The sequence below is a fragment of the Mycobacterium sp. genome (genome assembly GCF_029961025.1).
GTDB lineage: Bacteria > Actinomycetota > Actinomycetes > Mycobacteriales > Mycobacteriaceae > Mycobacterium.
This window is the reverse complement of record NZ_JASBVP010000001.1, coordinates 50,974-70,325: the sequence shown is the minus strand read 5'-3', so window position 1 is coordinate 70,325 and position 19,352 is coordinate 50,974. Positions and strand designations below refer to the sequence as shown.

21 protein-coding genes are annotated in these 19,352 nt (G+C 70.3%); 15 read left to right on the top strand and 6 right to left on the bottom strand.

The window, feature by feature from the left end; all coding sequences use genetic code 11:
* Positions 1-14: 14 nt before the first annotated feature.
* The 9 genes from QJR12_RS00400 to QJR12_RS00360 all read left to right on the top strand — a co-directional run bounded on the left by QJR12_RS00400 (position 15) and on the right by QJR12_RS00360 (position 9,462).
* On the top strand, positions 15-581 hold the full coding sequence (locus QJR12_RS00400; RefSeq protein ID WP_300574995.1) for an alkyl hydroperoxide reductase: 567 nt from the start codon (positions 15-17) through the stop codon (positions 579-581).
* Positions 578-1,486, top strand: a complete 909-nt coding sequence (locus QJR12_RS00395) for a cytochrome c biogenesis protein CcdA (protein ID WP_300574993.1) — start codon at positions 578-580, stop codon at positions 1,484-1,486. Before QJR12_RS00400 ends, QJR12_RS00395 begins: the two co-directional genes overlap by 4 nt.
* Positions 1,487-2,146: 660 nt before the next feature.
* The gene (gene hemL / locus QJR12_RS00390; protein WP_300574991.1) at positions 2,147-3,475 is read left to right on the top strand and encodes a glutamate-1-semialdehyde 2,1-aminomutase; all 1,329 of its coding nucleotides are present in this window, start codon (positions 2,147-2,149) and stop codon (positions 3,473-3,475) included.
* On the top strand, positions 3,475-4,083 hold the full coding sequence (locus QJR12_RS00385) for a histidine phosphatase family protein (protein WP_300574989.1): 609 nt from the start codon (positions 3,475-3,477) through the stop codon (positions 4,081-4,083). The genes hemL and QJR12_RS00385 overlap by 1 nt, the downstream gene beginning before the upstream one ends.
* A 2-nt stretch (positions 4,084-4,085) precedes the next feature.
* A complete protein-coding gene (locus QJR12_RS00380; RefSeq protein WP_300575152.1) occupies positions 4,086-4,736 on the top strand; it encodes a TlpA disulfide reductase family protein in 651 nt (216 codons plus the stop codon).
* 5 nt (positions 4,737-4,741) lie between these two features.
* On the top strand, positions 4,742-5,530 hold the full coding sequence (locus tag QJR12_RS00375; RefSeq protein ID WP_300575150.1) for a cytochrome c biogenesis CcdA family protein: 789 nt from the start codon (positions 4,742-4,744) through the stop codon (positions 5,528-5,530).
* A 98-nt stretch (positions 5,531-5,628) separates the two neighbouring features.
* Positions 5,629-7,188, top strand: coding sequence for a cytochrome c biogenesis protein ResB (locus QJR12_RS00370; RefSeq protein ID WP_300575148.1), 1,560 nt, complete (start codon positions 5,629-5,631; stop codon positions 7,186-7,188).
* The gene (gene ccsB / locus QJR12_RS00365) at positions 7,185-8,150 is read left to right on the top strand and encodes a c-type cytochrome biogenesis protein CcsB (protein ID WP_300574987.1); all 966 of its coding nucleotides are present in this window, start codon (positions 7,185-7,187) and stop codon (positions 8,148-8,150) included. Before QJR12_RS00370 ends, ccsB begins: the two co-directional genes overlap by 4 nt.
* Before the next feature lie 19 nt (positions 8,151-8,169).
* Positions 8,170-9,462, top strand: a complete 1,293-nt coding sequence (locus tag QJR12_RS00360) for a MinD/ParA family protein (RefSeq protein ID WP_300574985.1) — start codon at positions 8,170-8,172, stop codon at positions 9,460-9,462.
* Between the two features lie 108 nt (positions 9,463-9,570).
* Here the strand turns inward: QJR12_RS00360 and QJR12_RS00355 are convergent, their stop codons facing one another.
* The gene (locus QJR12_RS00355; RefSeq protein ID WP_300574983.1) at positions 9,571-9,732 is read right to left on the bottom strand and encodes a hypothetical protein; all 162 of its coding nucleotides are present in this window, start codon (positions 9,730-9,732) and stop codon (positions 9,571-9,573) included.
* Between the two features lie 46 nt (positions 9,733-9,778).
* Between QJR12_RS00355 and QJR12_RS00350 the strand changes: the two genes are divergently transcribed.
* Positions 9,779-10,093: a DUF4229 domain-containing protein gene (locus QJR12_RS00350; protein ID WP_300574981.1), complete on the top strand. Its 315-nt coding sequence runs from the start codon at positions 9,779-9,781 to the stop codon at positions 10,091-10,093.
* A gap of 88 nt (positions 10,094-10,181) precedes the next feature.
* Here QJR12_RS00350 and QJR12_RS00345 read toward each other — a convergent pair whose 3' ends face one another.
* Positions 10,182-11,054, bottom strand: coding sequence for a 1,4-dihydroxy-2-naphthoate polyprenyltransferase (locus tag QJR12_RS00345; protein WP_300574979.1), 873 nt, complete (start codon positions 11,052-11,054; stop codon positions 10,182-10,184).
* Between the two features lie 20 nt (positions 11,055-11,074).
* Between QJR12_RS00345 and QJR12_RS00340 the strand changes: the two genes are divergently transcribed.
* A complete protein-coding gene (locus tag QJR12_RS00340; RefSeq protein WP_300574977.1) occupies positions 11,075-11,869 on the top strand; it encodes an S-methyl-5'-thioadenosine phosphorylase in 795 nt (264 codons plus the stop codon).
* Positions 11,870-11,917: 48 nt separating this feature from the next.
* Here the strand turns inward: QJR12_RS00340 and menE are convergent, their stop codons facing one another.
* The 4 genes from menE to QJR12_RS00320 form a co-directional block, all read right to left on the bottom strand.
* Complete coding sequence (gene menE / locus QJR12_RS00335) at positions 11,918-13,045, bottom strand: o-succinylbenzoate--CoA ligase (protein WP_300575146.1); 1,128 nt, start codon at positions 13,043-13,045, stop codon at positions 11,918-11,920.
* Between the two features lie 187 nt (positions 13,046-13,232).
* The gene (locus QJR12_RS00330) at positions 13,233-13,649 is read right to left on the bottom strand and encodes a VOC family protein (protein ID WP_300574975.1); all 417 of its coding nucleotides are present in this window, start codon (positions 13,647-13,649) and stop codon (positions 13,233-13,235) included.
* 24 nt (positions 13,650-13,673) lie between these two features.
* Complete coding sequence (locus tag QJR12_RS00325) at positions 13,674-14,567, bottom strand: SDR family oxidoreductase (RefSeq protein WP_300574973.1); 894 nt, start codon at positions 14,565-14,567, stop codon at positions 13,674-13,676.
* A 77-nt stretch (positions 14,568-14,644) separates the two neighbouring features.
* Complete coding sequence (locus QJR12_RS00320; protein WP_300574971.1) at positions 14,645-15,559, bottom strand: 1,4-dihydroxy-2-naphthoyl-CoA synthase; 915 nt, start codon at positions 15,557-15,559, stop codon at positions 14,645-14,647.
* A gap of 174 nt (positions 15,560-15,733) precedes the next feature.
* Between QJR12_RS00320 and QJR12_RS00315 the strand changes: the two genes are divergently transcribed.
* The 4 genes from QJR12_RS00315 (at position 15,734) to QJR12_RS00300 (ending at position 19,338) form a co-directional block, all read left to right on the top strand.
* Positions 15,734-16,447 (top strand): VIT family protein, encoded by a 714-nt coding sequence (locus QJR12_RS00315; protein WP_300574969.1) that lies wholly within the window; start codon positions 15,734-15,736, stop codon positions 16,445-16,447.
* A gap of 79 nt (positions 16,448-16,526) precedes the next feature.
* Positions 16,527-17,507 (top strand): o-succinylbenzoate synthase, encoded by a 981-nt coding sequence (locus QJR12_RS00310; RefSeq protein ID WP_300575144.1) that lies wholly within the window; start codon positions 16,527-16,529, stop codon positions 17,505-17,507.
* Positions 17,508-17,614: 107 nt separating this feature from the next.
* Entirely contained in the window at positions 17,615-18,190 is a 576-nt protein-coding gene (locus tag QJR12_RS00305; protein WP_300574967.1) for a DoxX family membrane protein, read from the top strand.
* A complete protein-coding gene (locus tag QJR12_RS00300; protein WP_300574965.1) occupies positions 18,187-19,338 on the top strand; it encodes a methyltransferase domain-containing protein in 1,152 nt (383 codons plus the stop codon). The genes QJR12_RS00305 and QJR12_RS00300 overlap by 4 nt, the downstream gene beginning before the upstream one ends.
* Positions 19,339-19,352 lie beyond the last annotated feature (14 nt).

Here is a 19,352-nt window from a genome sequence, read left to right as displayed (position 1 = left end):
AGGAGTGTTAACCCATGCCCGAGCAGCCCTCGACCACCCGCCCCGTCGCGCCGGTTTGGCGCCGTCGCCCGCTGGTGCTCCTGCTCATCGCCGCGGCGGTGCTCGCGATCGCGTTGGCGCTGTATACGGCGCTGTCCCCGGGGGGTAAACACCAGCACCCCGCCGGCCCGCCCGCGGCCGGGCCGGCGGTGACCGCCCACACCTTGCAAGGCAAGCAGGTCAGGGTGCCCGACGGCTCCCGGCCCGGGGTGCTGTTCTTCTTCTCCGCCACCTGCGGCAACTGCGGCCCCAGCGCCCGGGCGGTCGGTCAGGCCCAGCAGGCCGCCGGCTCCAAGGCGGCCTTCGTCGCCGTCGACATCGACCCCTCCGACAGCGAGCAGGCCATCGAGGAGTTCCTGACCGCCAACCAGGCCACCGGGGTGGCCTTCACCCGCGATACCCACGCCGCATTGATGAGCGGCTGCCAGGTCACTCAGCCCTCCACCGTCGTGGTGCTGGACATCCCCGGCACGGTGGTGTTCCGGGCGGTGGAACCCACCGCCGCTCAGATCGGCGCCCAACTGGCGAAGCTGGGCGCATGATCGGACCGCTGCTGGCGCTCGCGTTCGGTGCGGGGATGCTGGCCCCGGTCAACCCGTGCGGCTTCGCGGTGCTGCCGGCCTACCTCGCCTACGCGGTCGACGCCGCGGATCACCCCGGCGCTCGGGTGGGGGCGCTGTCCCGGCTGGCCGGCGGGCTGCGGGCCGGATCGGCCCTCACCGCCGGTTTCGCCGGCACCCTCACCGTCATCGGGCTGTTACTCGCTCTCGGGTTGCGCTCCCTGCTGCGGCTCATCCCCTGGCTGGCCGCGGCGCTCGGCGCCGGCCTTGCCGTCGTGGGCCTGGTCATGCTCGTCGGCCGGCAGCTGCCGTTGCGGCTGCCGACACGAAGTTCCAGTACCCGGCGGCAGGCACCGCTGGGAATGGTGGCCTTCGGTGCCGGATATGCGCTGGCCTCGGCGTCCTGCTCGATCGCGGTGCTGCTAGCGGTGATCACCCAGGCGCTGGCCACGACCAACATCTCGGGGATGCTGCTGGTCTTCACCGCCTATGCCGCCGGTGCGGCGACACTGTTGTTGTGCCTGGCGGTGTTTGCGGCCTTCGCCAGCGGTCTGATCACCCGTTTTCTGCGCCGGCTGCTGCCCTACATGAACCGTATCGCCGGCGCCGTGCTCGCTATTTCCGGCGGCTACCTGGTGCTGTACTGGTTGCCGCAATTGTTTGGCGGCCAACCCGGCGCCACTGCTTTCAACGGCGTGGCCACCGCCGTATCGGCCTGGATCGGTGGGCACCAACTAGCGGTCACCCTCATCGCGCTCGGCATCGCCTTGCTTACCGCGGTGGCCGCCGTCACCGCCCGCGCCACCAAGCACACCGCCGACGTCGAGGACTGCTGCGCGTCTCAGGAAACGCCACCCGCAGAAGCCGCCGACGGCACCGGGCTATAGCCGCAACGACACACCAAGACACCACACCAATGAATCGAATTTGGCAATCTCACGCAATTCGCGCGCGGTGTGTGCGGCAAGTTTTCTCCGGCTACCCCGAGGGGCTCATAACCGCAGCATTTCTCGTTTCATCCGGAAGGGTTCAAGAAAATCCAGCGGCGGCGGATAATGCGATGGTAGCCGACCCTGGGCTGGTGATGGGGCTGGTGATGCCGCCATCGGGGACCCGGCGGCGTCGGTAACCACCCCGGTTCTCCGGAAGAAGGGCCGTAACGGCTGGGTGGCCGGGGCTGAAACGATCACGTACCCGGTGTCGGTACCGGTGTGTGGCGAGATCTCGCGCATCGGTGGTGAGACCGATGCGACCAGCGTCCCCTTCGATGTGCGGATCGGCACCGCGGATAATACCCGCATTGCAATGCTTCCTTTACTTTGTCGCTCACAATTCACCATCACTTACAGAAAACCGCGAAATCGACTTTTGCGGTCCCTGAATGTCAGGCAGCTGACAATGGTCGATCCCGGCGAATTACCCTTGTCAAGGGTGGGGTGTTGGTGAGCAATCCGCCCCGGCTCTACCGGTGAGCGGCACGCTGTGACGGGCGTCAACTCTTACACCCCGTAGTGGACAGGAGCAGGGCAGCTGGAACACTGGTGGACGTGCACGGTGCTGACCCGGCGACAACCGCGGCCGGGACTTCCACGAGGGCGTCGGCCGCGCTGTTCGAGCAGGCTTGCGCGGTGATCCCCGGCGGGGTGAACTCCCCGGTGCGGGCGTTTCAGGCGGTCGGCGGGACGCCCCGGTTCATCACCCGGGCACGGGGCTGCTGGCTCACCGACGGCGACGGCAACCGCTATGTCGACCTCGTTTGCTCGTGGGGTCCGATGATTTTGGGTCACGCTCACCCGGCGGTCGTCGACGCCGTGACCGGGGCCGCCGCCGACGGGTTGTCGTTCGGGGCGCCGACCCCGGCCGAGACCGAGCTGGCCACCGAGATCATCGCCCGGGTGGCGCCGGTCGAGATGATCCGGCTGGTGAATTCCGGCACCGAGGCCACCATGAGCGCCATCCGGCTGGCCCGGGGGTTCACCGGCCGGGCCAAGATCGTCAAGTTCGCCGGCTGTTACCACGGCCATGTGGACGCTCTGCTCGCTGACGCCGGCTCCGGGGTGGCGACGCTGGGCCTGCCGTCCTCACCGGGGGTCACCGCCGCCGCCGACACCCTCGTGTTGCCCTACAACGACATCGAGGCGGTCCGCCAGACCTTCGCGCGGTTCGGCGAGCAGATCGCGGCGGTGATCACCGAGGCCAGTCCGGGCAACATGGGCGTCGTCCCCCCGGCACCGGGATACAACACCGCGCTGCGCGCAATCACCGCCGAGCACGGCGCGCTGCTGATCATCGACGAGGTGATGACGGGTTTCCGGGTCAGCCGAAGCGGGTGGTACGGGCTTGATCCGGTCGACGCCGATCTGTTCACCTTCGGCAAGGTGATGAGCGGCGGACTGCCGGCCGCGGCCTTCGGCGGGCGCGCCGAGGTGATGGAACGGCTGGCCCCGCTCGGGCCGGTGTATCAGGCCGGCACACTATCGGGTAATCCGGTGGCGGTGGCCGCCGGGCTGGCGACCCTGCGCGCCGCCGACGAGGCCGTCTACGCCACCCTGGACACCAACGCCGAGCGGCTGGCCGCGCTGCTGTCCGAAGCGCTGGCGGGCACCGGTGTGCCGTATCAAATCGCCCGGGCCGGCAACATGCTCAGCGTCTTTTTCGCCGCCGATCCCGTGACCGACTTCGCCGCGGCGAAGGCCAGTCAGACGTGGCGTTACCCGGCGTTCTTCCACGCGTTGCTGGACGCCGGGGTGTACCCGCCGTGCAGCCCGTTCGAAACGTGGTTCGTCTCGGCCGCTCTTGACGACGTCGCCTTCGCGCGGATCGCCGAGGGGCTGCCGGCCGCCGCCGCCGCCGCTGCCCGGGAGCGCGAACCCTGATGGGCGAGCATACCCGGATCCACCTGGTGCGCCACGGCGAGGTGCACAACCCCGACGGCATCCTGTACGGCCGGCTGCCGGGATTCCACCTGTCCGACGCCGGTCGACGGCAGGCCGCAGCGGTCGCCGACGCGCTGGCTCGCCACGACATCGTCGCGGTGATCGCCTCCCCGCTGCAGCGGGCCCAGGAGACCGCCGCGCCCATCGCCGCCCGCCACGACCTGGTCGTGGACACCGATCCCGACCTCATCGAGTCGACCAACGTCCTGCAGGGCAGGGGTGTTTCGCCCGGCGACGGCGCCTGGCGCGACCCGCGCGTGTGGTGGCACCTGCGTAATCCGTTCACCCCCTCGTGGGGAGAGCCCTACTCCCAGATCGCGGCCCGGATGACGACGGCGGTCGACAAGGCCCGCGCTCGGGCCGCCGGGCACGAGGCGGTGTGCGTCAGCCATCAGCTGCCGATATGGACGCTGCGGCTGTATCTGACCGGCAAACGGCTCTGGCATCTGCCGACGCGGCGGCAGTGCGCGCTCGCGTCGGTGACCTCTCTGGTCTACGAGGGGGACCGCCTGGTGGACGTGGTGTACTCGCCGGGGGTGGCGACGTGACCATGCGCCGATGCCTGGTCGTCGGGGCGGCGCTGGCCGCCCTGGCCAGCGGCTGTGCGAGCGGGGGCGACGCGGTGGCGCAGGGCGGCACCTTCGAGTTCGTCGCCCCCGGCGGCAAGACCGACCTCTTCTACGACCCCCCCGGGCGGCGCGGTCGCCCCGGGCCGCTGAGCGGCCCGGACCTGATGAACCCCGAACACACCCTGTCGTTGGACGATTTTGCGGGCGACGTCGTCGTCATCAACATCTGGGGCCAGTGGTGTGGCCCGTGCCGCGCCGAAGTCGGCCGGTTGCAGCGGGTGCATGAGGCCACCCGCAGCGAGGGGGTGTCTTTCCTCGGCATCGACGTGCGAGACACCGGCCGGCAGGCAGCCCGCGACTTCGTCGTGGACCGCCACGTCACCTACCCGTCCATTTACGACCCGGCGATGCGCACCCTGATCGCCTTCGGCGGCAAATACCCCACCGCCGTCATCCCCTCGACGCTGGTGCTGGACCGCCGCCACCGGGTGGCGGCGGTGTTTTTGCGGGAACTGCTCGCCGAGGACCTGCAGCCGGTGGTGCAACGGGTGGCCTCAGAAAAGCCCCCCGAAAAGCCCCCCGAAAAGCCCCTGGAAACCGGCACCGCGCCACCCCCGGGGGAACCGCGATGACCGCGATGACCGGGTTCACCGGGTTTTCAGCGCTCGCAGCGGCCGGGCCGCTGCTGCCGGCGCTCGCGGTGTGCCTGCTGGCGGGGCTGGTGTCGTTCGCCTCGCCATGCGTCGTGCCGCTGGTGCCGGGCTACTTGTCGTATCTGACCGCCGTGGTCGGCGTCGACGAACAGCCGCGGCCGGGTGCGCGCAGGGCGCCGCCCGCCGCGCGGTGGCGGGTCACCGGCTCGGCGGCGTTGTTCGTGGCCGGGTTCTCCGCGGTGTTCCTGCTCGGCACGGTGGCCGTGCTCGGAATGACCACCACCCTGATCACCGACCGGCTGGTGCTGCAGCGAGCCGGCGGTGTCCTGACCATCGTCATGGGCCTGGTCTTTATGGGCTTCCTTCCGGCCCTGCAGCGCCAGGCCCGCCTCACCCCGCGGCGGTGGTCGACGCTGGCCGGGGCGCCGATGCTGGGCGCGGTGTTCGCGCTGGGCTGGACCCCGTGTCTGGGGCCGACGCTGACCGGCGTGATCACCGTCGCCTCGGCCACCCAGGGGGCGACGGTGCTGCGCGGGATCGTGCTGGTGCTCGCCTACTGCATGGGACTGGGAATCCCGTTTGTGCTGCTGGCGTTCGGCTCGGCGACGGCCGTGACCGCCGTGACCTGGCTGCGCCGGCACACCCGGGCGATGCAGATCTGCGGCGGCGCCCTGCTGGTCGTGGTGGGTGCGGCGCTGGTCACCGGGGTGTGGGACGACTTCGTCTCGTGGTTGCGGGACGCCGCGGTGTCCGATGTGAGGTTGCCGATTTGACCCCGCAAGCGACCGCGCATGTCTCCCGGACGGCCCGGATCGGGGCGATCTCGCGTGGCCTTGCCTGGGTGCGCAACACCTGGCGTGCGCTGACGTCGATGGGCACCGCGTTGGTGCTGCTGATCCTGCTGGCGCTGGGCGCGATACCCGGTGCGCTGCTGCCGCAGCGCAGCCTCAACCCCGCCAAGGTCCAGGACTATCTGACCGCCCACCCGGTGATCGGGCCGTGGCTGGACCGGCTGCAGGCGTTCGACGTGTTCTCCAGCTTCTGGTTCACCGCCGTCTACGTGCTGCTGTTCGTGTCCCTGGTGGGCTGTCTCGTCCCGCGGCTGGTCGAGCACGCCCGCAGTTGGCGCGCCACGCCGGTGGCGGCGCCCCGCAACCTGGCCCGGCTGCCCAAGCACGCCGCCGCCACCGTCGCCGGCCGTCCCGAATCCGTGGCCGAGACGATAACCCGGCACCTGCGCGGCTGGCGCACCGTCACCCGCCGCCAACCCGCCGGCGCCGTCGAGGTGTCCGCCGAGAAAGGGTATCTGCGCGAACTGGGAAACCTGGTGTTTCACTTTTCGCTGCTGGGTCTGCTGGTCGCGGTCGCGGTCGGCAAGCTGTTCGGCTACCAGGGCAACGTGGTCGTCATCGCCGACGGCGGCCCGGGCTTCTGCTCGGCATCCCCGGCCGCGTTCGACTCGTTTCGCGCCGGCAACAGCGTCGACGGCACCTCCCTGTATCCCATGTGCATCCGGGTCAATGATTTCCAGGCGCACTACCTGCCCTCCGGGCAGGCCACCTCGTTCGTGGCGAACATCGACTACCAAGCCGGCCGCGACCTGGCCGCCAACAGCTGGCGGCCCTACCGGCTGGCGGTCAACCACCCGCTGCGGCTCGGCGGCGACCGGGTCTACCTGCAGGGTCACGGGTATGCGCCCACGTTCACCGTGACCTTCCCGGACGGGCAGACCCGCACCGCAACCGTGCAGTGGCGCCCCGAGAATGCCGCGACGCTGCTCTCGGCGGGTGCGGTGCGCATCGACCCGCCCGCCGGCACCCACCCCGACCCCGACGAGCGTCGCAAACACCAGATCGCGATTCAGGGCCTGTTCGCGCCGACCGCACAGCTCGACGGCACCCTGCTCTCGTCGAGCTTTCCCGCGCTGAACGACCCCGCGGTGGCGGTCGACATCTACCGGGGTGACACCGGCCTGGACAGCGGCCGGCCGCAGTCGCTGTACGCCCTCGATCCGCGGCTCGTCCGGGACGGCCGGCTGACCAGGGAGAAGCGGGTGAACCTGCGCGCCGGCGAGCAGGTCCGGCTGGAGGACGACGGGACCGTCGTCCGCTTCGACGGCGCGGTGCCGTTCATCGGCGTGCAGGTCTCCCACGACCCGGGCCAGATCTGGGTGCTGGTTTTCGCTGTCACGATGATGACCGGGCTGGTGGTGTCGCTGGTGGTGCGCCGCCGCCGGGTGTGGGCCCGGATCCTCCCGGCGGCGGCCGATACGGTGACAGTCGAGCTGGGCGGCCTGGCGCGGACCGACAACGCCGGCTGGGGCAACGAGTTCGAGCGCCTGAGCGAGCGGGTGCTCGCCGGTGTCGTCTCGGGTCCGGCCGAGCCGCCGGCGCCGCGGCAACCCGCCCCGGCGGGAAGGGACGTCGGATGAACACCATGCACGTCAATATCGGCTTGGCCCGCTACTCCGACTGGGCGTTCACCTCGGCCGTGGTTGCCCTGGTGGTGGCGCTGCTGCTGCTGGCCGTCGAATTGGCCTTCACCCGCAGCCGCACCGACGGGCTGGTGACGGCCGGCGCGGCGGCCATCGACCGGGGGACACCCGGTGCGGCGCCCGACGCGGCGCAGCCGTTCGAGGAGCGCGTCGGGCGGGCCGGCCTGGCGGCGGCCTACCTGGGGATCGGGCTGCTGCTGGTCTGCATCGGGCTGCGCGGGCTGGCCACCATGCGAGCGCCCTGGGGCAACATGTACGAGTTCATCAACGTGACCTGCTGCTGCGCCCTGCTGGCCGGCGCCGTGGTGCTGCGCCGCTTGCAGCACCGCGGGCTGTGGGTCTTCCTGCTGGTTCCGGTGCTGATCCTGCTGACGGTGTCCGGGCGCTGGCTGTACACCAGCGCCGCCCCGGTGATGCCCGCGTTGCAGTCTTACTGGCTGCCGATCCATGTTTTCGTGGTCAGCCTGGGCTCGGGGGTGTTTTTGGTCGCCGGCGTGGCCAGCCTGCTGTTTTTGGCGAGGATGTCGCGGTTGAGCGACCCGGACAGCCCCGGAACGCTCGCGCGGCTGGTGCGCCGGTTGCCCGATGCGCAGACCCTGGACCGGATCGCCTACCGGACGACGATCTTCGCCTTCCCGGTGTTCGGATTCGGGGTGATTTTCGGGGCGATCTGGGCCGAGCAGGCGTGGGGCCGGTACTGGGGCTGGGATCCCAAGGAGACGGTGGCGTTCGTCGCCTGGATCGTGTATGCGGCCTACCTGCACGCCAGGTCGACCGCGGGATGGCGCGACAAAAAGGCGGCCTGGGTTAACGTGATCGGCTTCGCGGTCATGGTGTTCAACCTGTTCTTCGTCAACCTGGTGACCGTGGGGCTGCACTCCTATGCTGGGGTGGGCTGAACAACGAGGGGAAGTGCACGTGTCTGAGCATCCAACGCAGGCCGGCGAGGTGCCTCGAGACCAGGACGATCATCCGACAACGGAGTTGCCGCCGCAACCGCACGCCGGCGGGCCCGACACGAGAGCCAGCGAGGCCGAGACCAAGGCGTTCGCCGGCTTTCGCACCCAACGGCGCTTCACCGACACCCAGACCCGTGGTGTGGCGCCCCCGCCGACCCGCGCCGAGCCGCGGGCATGGGCGGCCACGACGCCGGCCAGGGGAATCCCGCAGCAGGTTGTCGACGGCCCGCTCTACCCGCATTACGGCGGCCCGCTGGCCGAGGGATCGCTGCAGGTGCCGTATCCGCCGGCGCCGATGCCGCCCACCCGTTATCCGGAGCTGTCCACCAGCACGCTTTTGCGCCAGGTCAAACCGCCGCCCTCGGAGGGCTGGCGGCGCTGGCTGTATGTGTTGTCGGGCCGGTTGATCAACGTGGGGGAAAGCCCCCGGGTTAACCGGTACAACGACCTGGTGGTGCAGGCGAACCGGCCGCTGCGCGGCTGCTACAAGATCGCCCTGCTGTCCCTGAAGGGCGGGGTCGGCAAGACCACCATCACGGCCTGCCTGGGCGCCACCTTCGCCTCTATCCGCGGCGACCGGGTGGTGGCGGTGGACGCCAATCCCGATCGCGGCACGCTGAGCCAAAAGGTGCCGTTGGAGACCTCGGCGACGGTGCGCCACCTGCTCCGCGACGCCGAGGGCATCCAGCGCTACAGCGATGTTCGCAGCTACACCAATCAGGGACCGAGCAGGCTGGAAGTGCTGGCGTCGGAGACCGATCCGGCCGTGTCGGAAGCGTTCAGCGACGAAGACTACGCCCGCACCCTGGACATCCTGGAGCGGTTCTACGGAATTGTGCTCACCGACTGCGGCACCGGATTGCTGCATTCGGCGATGGCGGCGGTGTTGGCCAAGGCCGACTTGCTGATCGTGATCAGCTCGGCGTCCATCGATGGTGCGCGCAGCGCCTCGGCGACCCTGGACTGGCTGGACGCGCATGGTCATGAAGACCAGGTCCGCAACTCCATCGCGGTGATCAACGCGGTGCGGCCCCGCTCGGGCAAGGTCGACATGCAAAAAGTGGTCGATCACTTCTCCCGGCGGTGCCGGGCGGTGCGGCTGGTGCCGTTCGACCCGCACCTGGAAGAGGGCGCCGAGATCAGCCTGGAGCGGCTGAAGCGGGAGACACGCGAGGCGCTGATCGAGCTCGCTGCGGTTGTCGCCGACGGGTTTCCCAGTGACCAGCGACGACCCCACGAGGCGTTCCTCTGACGCTGACCGGGCCTAATGCCCAATGGGCTTACTGGGGCCTGTTGATGCTTAACGAGGGTTGTTGATGCTTAACGGGGGTTGTTGATGCTTAACGGGGGGTTTTGATGCTTAATGGGGGTTGTTGTCGCCCTGGCTTAGCCGACGCAGGAACTCCGGGTCGTCGTCGGGCCCGATCACCCGCGTCACCGGCCGGTTGGCCTGCGAGCGGGCCACCCGCCAGCCGATGTAGATCAGCGTCCCCAAGACCAGGATCAGGAGCAGGTAGAGCACTCGACACCTCCTTTCTCCGAATATACCTGCGCCGTAATCTCGAACCGTGCCGGATGATCCCACCTCCACCGGTCGGGTAGCCGTTGACGTGCTGCTCTACGCGGCAGCCCGCACGCTTTTGGCGGTCGCGCTGAGCGCCGCGATCTACGCGGTGGCCCGGGGGCTCGGGGTGACCGAGTTCCCGGTCGTCGTCGCCGCGTTGTTCGGTCTGATCATCGCGATGCCGCTGGGCATCTGGGTGTTCGGTCCGCTGCGCCGCCGGGCCACCGCCGGTCTGGCGATGATCGGGGAGCGGCGGCGCCGGGAGCGCGAGCGGTTGCGCGCCCGGCTGCGGGGAGAACCGCCGCCCGACGGTCAGTAACCGCCCGGGTGTCGGCCGGGGAGGCGCCGGCATCCCCGGTCGACGCCTCCGGCGTCCCCGTGGGCCGGCGGTGGGCCCTGGTGAGCCCTCAGTGGGCGAGCGTCAACGCCAGCGCGACGGCCGTCGACCAGACCAGCATCGCCAGCCCGGTGTCGCGCAGCACCGGGATCAGCTCAACCCCGCCGGCGCCACACCGCACCGGTCGTAAGGCCCGCAGTGCCAGCGGCACGGCAAGCAATCCCGCAGCGCACCAGGGCGTGGCTGCCATCAGCACCAGGGTCAGCACCCCGGCGGTCGCCAGCAGTGCCTGATAGAAGACCCGGGTGCCGGTGTCGCCCAGGCGCACCGCCAGAGTGGTCTTGCCGGATTGCCGATCGGTGGGGATATCCCGGAGATTGTTGGCCACCAGCACCGCCGACGACAGCGCCCCCACCGCCACCGCCGTCACCAGGCCCACCCGATCCACTCGCAGGGCCTGGGTGTATTCGGTGCCCAGCACCGCGATCAGCCCGAAGAACACGAACACCGCCAATTCACCGAGGCCCGCGTAACCGTAGGGCCTTGAGCCACCGGTATATAGCCACGCGCCGGCGATGCAGAGCGCGCCGACGGCGATCAGCCACGGTGCGCTGCACAGCGCCAGGGCCAGTCCCGCCAGCGCCGCGACCACCAGGCTCACCACGCCCGCGGTCAGCACCTCCCGGGGGGTCGCCAGCCGTGAGCCCACCAACCGCAGCGGTCCGGCCCGTTCGTCGTCGGTGCCGCGGATGCCGTCGGAATAGTCGTTGGCGAAGTTCACCCCGACGATCAGCGCCAGCGCCACGGCCTGCGCCAGTACCGCTTTCCACCACACGGCGGCATGCAGCCAGGCCGCGGCACCGGTCCCGGCGATGACCGGCGCCACCGCGTTGGGCCACGTCCGGGGCCGCGCACCGGCGATCCATTGCCCGAAGCTGGCCACGCTGCGATCCTTCCACGGGAATGCCCGACAATGAGCGGGTGCTCGCGGTGATCGGCGGCAGTGGTTTTTACACCTTCTTCGGTGACACAACGCGCGCCATCAGCATGGACACCCCGTTCGGCAAGCCCAGCGCGCCGATCACCGTGGGCGTGGTCGGCGAGCATAAGGTCGCTTTCCTGCCCCGGCACGGACTCAACCACGAGTACTCGGCGCACACGGTGCCCTACCGGGCCAACATGTGGGCGTTGCGGGCTCTCGGGGTGCGCCGGGCCTTCGCCCCGTGCGCGGTCGGCAGCCTGACCCCCACGATCGGCCCCGGCACGGTGGTGGTGCCCGACCAGCTGGTCGACCGTACCCACGGCCGGCCGGACACCTATTACGAATCCGGCGGGATCCATGTCAGTTTCGCCGACCCGTACTGCCCGACGTTGCGGGCCGCGGTCACCAGTCTGCCGGGGGTGGTCGACGGCGGCACCCTGGTGGTGGTGCAGGGGCCCCGGTTTTCCACCCGCGCGGAAAGCCGCTGGTTTGCCTCCGCCGGGTTCACCTTGATCAACATGACCGGCTACCCGGAGGCAGTGCTCGCCAGAGAACTCGAAATATGCTATGCGGCAATTGCTTTAGTGACCGATCTGGATGCGGGGGCGGTGTCCGGTGGTGGCGTCAAGGCCGTGGACGTCTTCGCCGAATTCGAGAAGAACCTCGAGGGCTTCAAAACATTGGTACGCCGGGCGATCGGCCGGCTCCCCGTGCCACACACCTGCACACAGTGCCTACCGCACGTGGGGGCCAAGCTACCGTGGGATTTGCCGTGAGGCCGCTGCCGAGCGGGGCCGGCGATCGCCGCTAATCGCCTGGGGGGCCTACGGATCCGGCGGATCGCGGCGGGCGTTGCCGCCGAACCTGCGCGCCAGCGCCTCCCGGTCCACCTTGCCGATCCCGCGCCACGGTAGCGCCTCGACAACGTGCAGTTCACGCGGCGCGGCGGTGGCGTCCAGGGTGCGGGCCAGGTGCGTGCGCAGTGTCTGCAGTGTCGGGGGCGCACACCCGGGGGTCACCACCACCGCGGCCACCACCCGCTGACCCAACCGGTCGTCGGCAACCCCGAACACCGCACAGTCCTCGACCGCGGGATGGGTGCGCAGCGCGGCCTCGACCGGCTGCGGCAGCACCGTCAGCCCGCCGGTGCTGATCGCCTCGTCGATGCGGCCCCGCACCGTCAGCACACCGGAATCGTCCAGGGTTCCCGCATCATTGGTGTGAAACCAGCCCGGCTCGACGAACGGGTCGGGGTGTACCGGGTTGCGATACCCTGTGGCCAGGGTGGCACCGCCGATCACAATCCGCCCGCCGGCGTCGATCCGCAGCCGTACCCCGTCGAGCGGGATCCCGTCATACACGCAGCCACCGGCGGTTTCGCTCATGCCGTAGCTGCGCACCACCGGAATGCCTACCGCCGCGGCGGCGTCCAGGACCCGGCTCGGGGCCGGCCCGCCGCCGATCAGCACGGCGTCCACCTCGGCCAGTGCGCCCGCCGCCGCGGGGTCGGCGAGCGCCTTGGCCAGCTGCGCTGCTACCAGTGACACATAGCGGCGACCGGAGCCCAGTCGCCGAACCGCGCCGGGCAGGTCTGCGACGTCGAACCCCGCGGAGACGTTCATCTCCACCGGGGTGGTGCCGGCCAGCACGCAGCGCACCAGCACCTGCGCACCGGCGATGTGATACGGCGGCAGCGCCAGCAGCCACCGGCCGGCGCCGCCGAGCCGGCGATGGGTCGCAGCCGCACTGGAGATCAGCGCGGCGGCGCTCAGCAGCGCACCCTTGGGTACCCCGGTCGTTCCCGATGTCGCCATCACCAGTGCGACGTCGTCGTCGATGTCCTCACCCACCCGCAGCGCCGCTGTCAGCGGTCCAGACCGACGGTCATCGGCGGGCACCGGGACGATCGCCGGGGCGCGCCCGGCCAACACTTCTTCCAGGGCCGGCAACATCGCCGCCGCTGCGGACCCCGGCGAAACGGCAAGCGCACGCAAAACGGCTATGGGGCCACCTCGCTCTCGCGGCTACCGCCAAGCGGCGACATGGGCTCGGCCGGGTGATAACGCCGGGTTCGGCCGGTGATCACCGCAGGGAGAAACGGGTTGCGCACCACGACGGGCAGATCACCACGACGGGATATTACGGGAACTGCTCCCGGCCGCCCCGCAGCTCACCGCGGGTGTCGCGGCGCAACGGGTGATCCTCGGGCACCTGGACAAAGATCAGCGTCACCCCGTCCGGGTCGGTCACGTGCATCTCGTGCAGTCCCCAGGGCTCGCGGCGGGCCTCCCGGGTGATCGGCACGGCTCTGCTCTGCAGTTCGGCCCGGGCGGCGGCGAGGTCACGCACCTGCAGCCACAGCGCTCCCGGAAACGGGCCGCGCGAGTGGTCCGGCGTGCCGTAACCGGCCAGCTCAAGCAGTGATTGTCCTGCGAAAAACACTGTGCCAGAATAATATTCGCGGGCGATAGCCAGCCCGATCTGGTCGCGGTAAAAGCTGAGCGACCGTTGATAGTCTCTCGGTCGAAGCAACATCCGGCTGGCCAAAATCTCCATGCCCTCGTGTCTATCACGGGTGTCTCACCCCGGAGGCGAAGCCGGGTCGCTGTTTCGCCGCCTCATCAGGGCGGTGACCCAGCCGGGACCGATGCTGTCCAGGGCGTTGACCGCGACCGCGACCCGTGGGGCGATCCGGACCGGCCGGGTGCGGGCCGCGGTGACCATCCAGCCCGCGGCCTCGTGCGCGCTCAGTGCGGGTATTCCCTCGAAGGCTTTCGTCGGTGCGATCATCGGGGTGGCCACCAGCGGGTAGTACAGCGTCGTCGAATGCACTCCCTTTGCGGCCCATTCGGTTTCGATGACCCGGCTGACCGCCGAGAGTGCGGCTTTGGAGGCGTTGTACACCGAGAACAGCGGCGAGGCCTCCGAGAGCACCCCCCAGGTCGCGACGTTGATGATGTGGCCGTCGCCGCGCTCGAGCATCCCGGGCGCGATCCCGCGGATCAGCCGCAGCGGGGCGTAGTAGTTGAGCACCATGGTGCGTTCCACGTCATGCCAGCGCTGCAGTGACTCGGCCAGCGGCCGGCGGATGGACCGCCCGGCGTTGTTGACCAGGATGTCCACCCCGCCGAGACGTTGCTCGACGTCGGCCACCAGCGTGTCGACGGCGTCCATGTCCGACAGATCGCAGGCGATCGCCATCGCGCTGCCGCCGCGACGGGTGATCCGGTCCGCCACCGCGTCGAGCCGGTCTTTGCGGCGGGCGACGGCGACCACGGTGGCGCCGTGGCGGGCGAATCTCTCGGCGGCGGCCTCCCCGATGCCCGAGGATGCCCCGGTGAGCAGCACCCGCTTTCCGGCTAACTCCACCGGCTTTACCGCGGGCCGGTAGAGCAGCAGCCGCGGGCTGACGGGCGGGCGCATACCGGCCAGCGCGAACGCCTCGGCGGCCCGGCGAAGCGGACTTTTACCCATGAACCGGAAGTCTAGGCGGCGGCCCGGCGCGCCCGGGGTCGTCGCCGCCCATCGCCGGGCGGGCCCTGAGAAGTCCCTCAGAAGTAGCGGGGAAACCGGCTCCAGTCCGGGGGGCGCTTCTGCAGGAAGGCATCGCGACCCTCGATGGCCTCATCGGTCATGTACGCCAGTCGCGTGGCCTCGCCGGCGAACAGCTGCTGGCCCACCAACCCGTCATCTAGCAGGTTGAACGCGTACTTCAGCATCCGCTGCGCCTGAGGGGATTTCGCGTTGATCGCGGCCGCCCACTGCAGGCCGACGGTCTCCAGATCCCGGTGGTCCACCACCGCGTTGACCGCACCCATGCGCTGCATCTCCTCCGCGGTGTACGCCCTGCCCAGGAAGAAGATTTCCCGGGCGAACTTCTGGCCCACCTGGCGTGCCAGGTACGCGCTGCCGTAGCCGCCGTCGAAACTTCCCACGTCGGCGTCGGTCTGCTTGAAGCGGGCGTGCTCGCGGCTGGCCAGGGTGAGGTCGCAGACCACGTGCAGGCTGTGACCGCCGCCGGCCGCCCAGCCGTTGACCAGGCAGATCACCACCTTGGGCATGAACCGGATCAGCCGCTGCACCTCCAGGATGTGCAGCCGTCCGGCGCGCGCCGGGTCGACGGTGTCGGCGGTCTCCCCGGAGGCGTACTGGTAGCCGGTGCGCCCACGGATACGCTGGTCTCCCCCGGAGCAAAACGCCCAGCCGCCGTCTTTCGGCGACGGGCCGTTGCCGGTCAGCAGCACCACGCCGACGTCCGGCGACATCCGGGCGTGATCCAAAACGCGGTACAGCTCGTCGACGGTGCGCGGACGAAACGCGTTGCGCACTTCCGGCCGGTTGAAGGCGACCCGCACCGTGGCATCGGTGACATGGCGGTGATAGGTGATGTCGGTCAGGTCGGCGAACCCGGCGTCGAAGTCCGAGACCCGCTTCCAGATGCTGGGATCAAAAGGGTTGTCGGTCAAGGCAGCCCCCATCCCGACGGCTCGACGCCAAGAATCCTCATCGGTCGCGGCAACCATCCCGTCCGCACCGGTTCGCTCATCGGCATACCTGGACGTTACCGTCCCCGTCGGGCACCGCTTTGGCAAGGCTAGGTTTGCTGGCGGGTGAGGTTTCCGGTGTCTAGGTTGGGCTGCGTGTCCAGCTTCTCGCACCGGCATGAACCGCATGTGGGGTCGGTCTCCGCCAGGCTGAATTGGCTGCGCGCCGGCGTTTTGGGCGCCAATGACGGCATCGTGTCGACGGCGGGCATCGTGGTCGGGGTCGCCGCGGCGACCGCGGCCCGCGGTCCCGTGCTGACGGCCGGAATCGCGGGGCTGGCCGCGGGAGCGGCGTCGATGGCGCTGGGGGAGTACGTCTCGGTGAGCGCCCAGCGGGACACCGAGCGGGCGCTGCTGCGCCAGGAGCGTCGGGAACTCCACGAGGATCCCGCCGCCGAGCTGGCGGAGCTCGCCGCGCTCTACGAGGCCAAGGGGTTGTCGGCGGCTACCGCGCGCACCGTCGCCGAGGAGCTCACCGATCACGATCCCGTCGCCGCGCACGCCGAGGTCGAGCTGGGTTTCGACCCGTCGGATCTGACCAACCCGTGGCAGGCGGCGCTGTCCTCGGCGGTGTCGTTCGGGGTCGGCGCGCTGCTGCCGCTGATCGCGATCCTGGTCGCACCGACCGGGGTGCGGATCCCGATCACCGTGGCGGCGGTGCTGCTGGCCCTGGGCGCCACCGGTGTGGTGTCGGCGATCCTGGGCGGGGCACCCAAGAATCGTGCGGTGCTGCGCAACCTCATCGGCGGGGGCCTGGCGTTGGCGAGCACCTACCTGATAGGTCATGTGGTCGGTGCCGCGATCACCTGAGCAGGCCGGGGGCTGTCACCCGGGGGCGCCCGGCCCGGTCGACTCCGCACCATCGGTGACCGGCGCTGACGCCGTCCCGGTGACGGGGGGCGCTGAAGGCCCGCGGCCCGCCCTGGATGAGATTCTGGACCGATTGCACGTGGTGGCGCTGCCGATGCGGGTCCGGTTCCGCGGTATCAGCATCCGTGAGGTGGCGTTGCTCCACGGTCCGGCCGGCTGGGGAGAATTCGGCGCCTTCCCCGAGTACGGCCCGCACGAGGCGGCGCCATGGCTGGCCGCCGCGGTGGAGGCGGCGTACCGGCCGCCGCCACCGGCCCGCCGGGCGAGCATCCCCGTCAACGCCACGGTGCCGGCCGTGCCCGCAGCGCAGGTGCCCGCCGTGCTGGCGCGGTTCCCCGGTGCGCGCACCGCCAAGGTCAAGGTCGCCGAACCCGGCCAGGCCCTCGCCGACGATGTCGCCCGCGTGGAGGCGGTGCGTGCCCAGGTTCCCACGGTGCGGGTCGACGCCAACGGCGGCTGGACGGTCGCGCAGGCCGCCGAGGCCGCTGCCGCGCTCACCGCGACCGGCCCGCTGGAATACCTCGAGCAGCCCTGCGCCACCGTTGAGGAACTCGCCGAGCTGCGGCGCCGCGTCGACGTGCCGATCGCCGCGGACGAGAGCATCCGCAAAGCCGCGGACCCCCTGCGGGTCATCCGGGCAGGCGCCGCCGATATCGCGGTCCTGAAAGTCGCTCCGCTGGGCGGAATCTCGGCCCTATTGAAAGTCGCGGCGCAGATCGACATCCCGGTGGTCATCTCCAGCGCGCTGGATTCGGCGGTCGGTATCGCCGCCGGGCTGAGCGCCGCCGCCGCCCTGCCGCAGCTGCGCCACGCCTGCGGCCTGGCCACCGGGGGGCTGTTCGTCGCGGACGTCGCGGATCAGGTGCCCGTCGACGGCTCGCTGCCGGTCGCACCGGTGACCCCGGACCCCGCGCGGTTGCACGCGCTGGCGGCGCCGCCCGAACGACGGCGGTGGTGGACCGAGCGGGTCACGGCCTGCTACCGGTTGCTGGGCTGGTGACCGGCGCTCCCGCGTGGCCGCGGTGATCGTGGCGGGCGCCGACGTAGGTTTGACCGAGGCGGCACGATCACGCGTGAGCGGGCTGACCCCCGAGAAAGGCAGCTGCGATGAGCACACCCACGGGCACCGGCTGGCGGGATTGGGCCGCCGCGGCGGTGCGGATCATGTTCGGGGTCATCTGGGCGGTCGACGCCTGGCTGAAGTGGCAGCCGGGGTTTCGGGCGACGTTTTTGCCGAACATGATCACCACCGCGGGTGCGGAGCCGCACTGGCTGAAGTGGTGGTTCGATTTCGTTGTCGCACTGGAACGCTCCGCGCCGGCACTTTTCGTGTACCTGGGCGCGACGGTGGAGACCCTGCTGGCGATCACGCTGCTCCTCGGGGTCGGCCGGCGCGCCGTCTATGCGGGCGGCGCCCTGTACAGCCTGTCGATATGGTGCACCGCGGACGGTTTCGGCGCGCCGTACGGCCCGGGGGCCACCGACATCGGGCCGGGCATCGTCTACGCGATGGTGTTCCTCACCCTGCTGGTGATGCTCGAGCACGGCCACAGCGGTCGGCTCGCGCTGGATGCCGCGCTGGTTCGCCGCGCCCCCTGGTGGTCCAGACTCTCCGGACCGGTGGGCGTCGGCGCCGGCCCGATGCCGGTGCGGACGATGGCCGGCGTAGCGTCACCGCCATGACGGTACCCAACGACACTCCGGTGGTTTCAGACCGGGAAAGCGCCCGGGCAACCGAGGAAAACACCGATCAGTTCGTGGCCCGCATGGCCGGTGCCATCGACAGCGCCTGCGTGACAGTGCTGGTCAGCATCGGGCACCAAACCGGCCTGTTTGACACCCTGGCCGAACTCCCGCCGGCCACCAGTGCGCAGATCGCCCAAGCCGCCGGGCTCAACGAGCGCTACGTGCGCGAATGGCTGGGTGGCGCGGCCGCCGGCGGGATCGTCGACTACGACCCGGCCCGGGGGACCTACGTGCTGCCCGAGCACCGCGCCGCGGTGCTGACCCGGGCCGCCGGGCCGAAAAACCTGGCCCGGATGGCCCAGATGATTCCGATGATGGGTGAGGTCGAGCAGAAGATCATCACCTGCTTCCGCAACGGCGGCGGGCTGCCCTACACCGAATACCCCCGGTTTCATGCGATGATGGCCGAGCAGAGCGGCGCGGTGTTCGACGCCGTGCTGATCGACGAGATCCTGCCGCTGGCCGACGACCTGCCGCAGCGACTGCGCGCCGGCCTGGACGTGGCCGACTTCGCTTGCGGCAGTGGGCACGCCGTCAACGTGATGGCGCAGGAATTTCCGGCCAGCCGGTTCACCGGGGTGGACTTTTCCGAAGAGGCCGTGGCCGCGGCCGCCGCCGAGGCGACCCGGCTGGGCCTGGCGAACGCCCGGTTCGAGCGGCGCGACCTGGCCGAACTGGATCGCGCCGAAGCCTACGACCTGATCACCGTGTTCGATGCGATCCACGACCAGGCCCAGCCGGCGCGGGTGCTGGCCAACATCCACCGGGCGCTGCGGCCCGGCGGGGTGTTCCTGATGGCCGACATCAAAGCTTCCAGCCGGCTGGAGGACAACATCGGTCTCCCGTTCTCCCCGTTTCTCTACACGATTTCCACGATGCACTGCATGACCGTCTCGCTGGCGCACGGCGGCGCCGGGCTGGGCACGGTGTGGGGACAGCAGTTGGCCCTGTCGATGCTCGAGGAGGCCGGATTCGCCGGGGTGCGTACGGCGGAGGTCGAAGACGATCCGCTTAACATCTACTACATCGCCCACAAGCACAGCGTTCCGCTCCCCGCGGGCCGAAACCGGGCGGCGGGCGGGTAACCGGGGTGGACCGG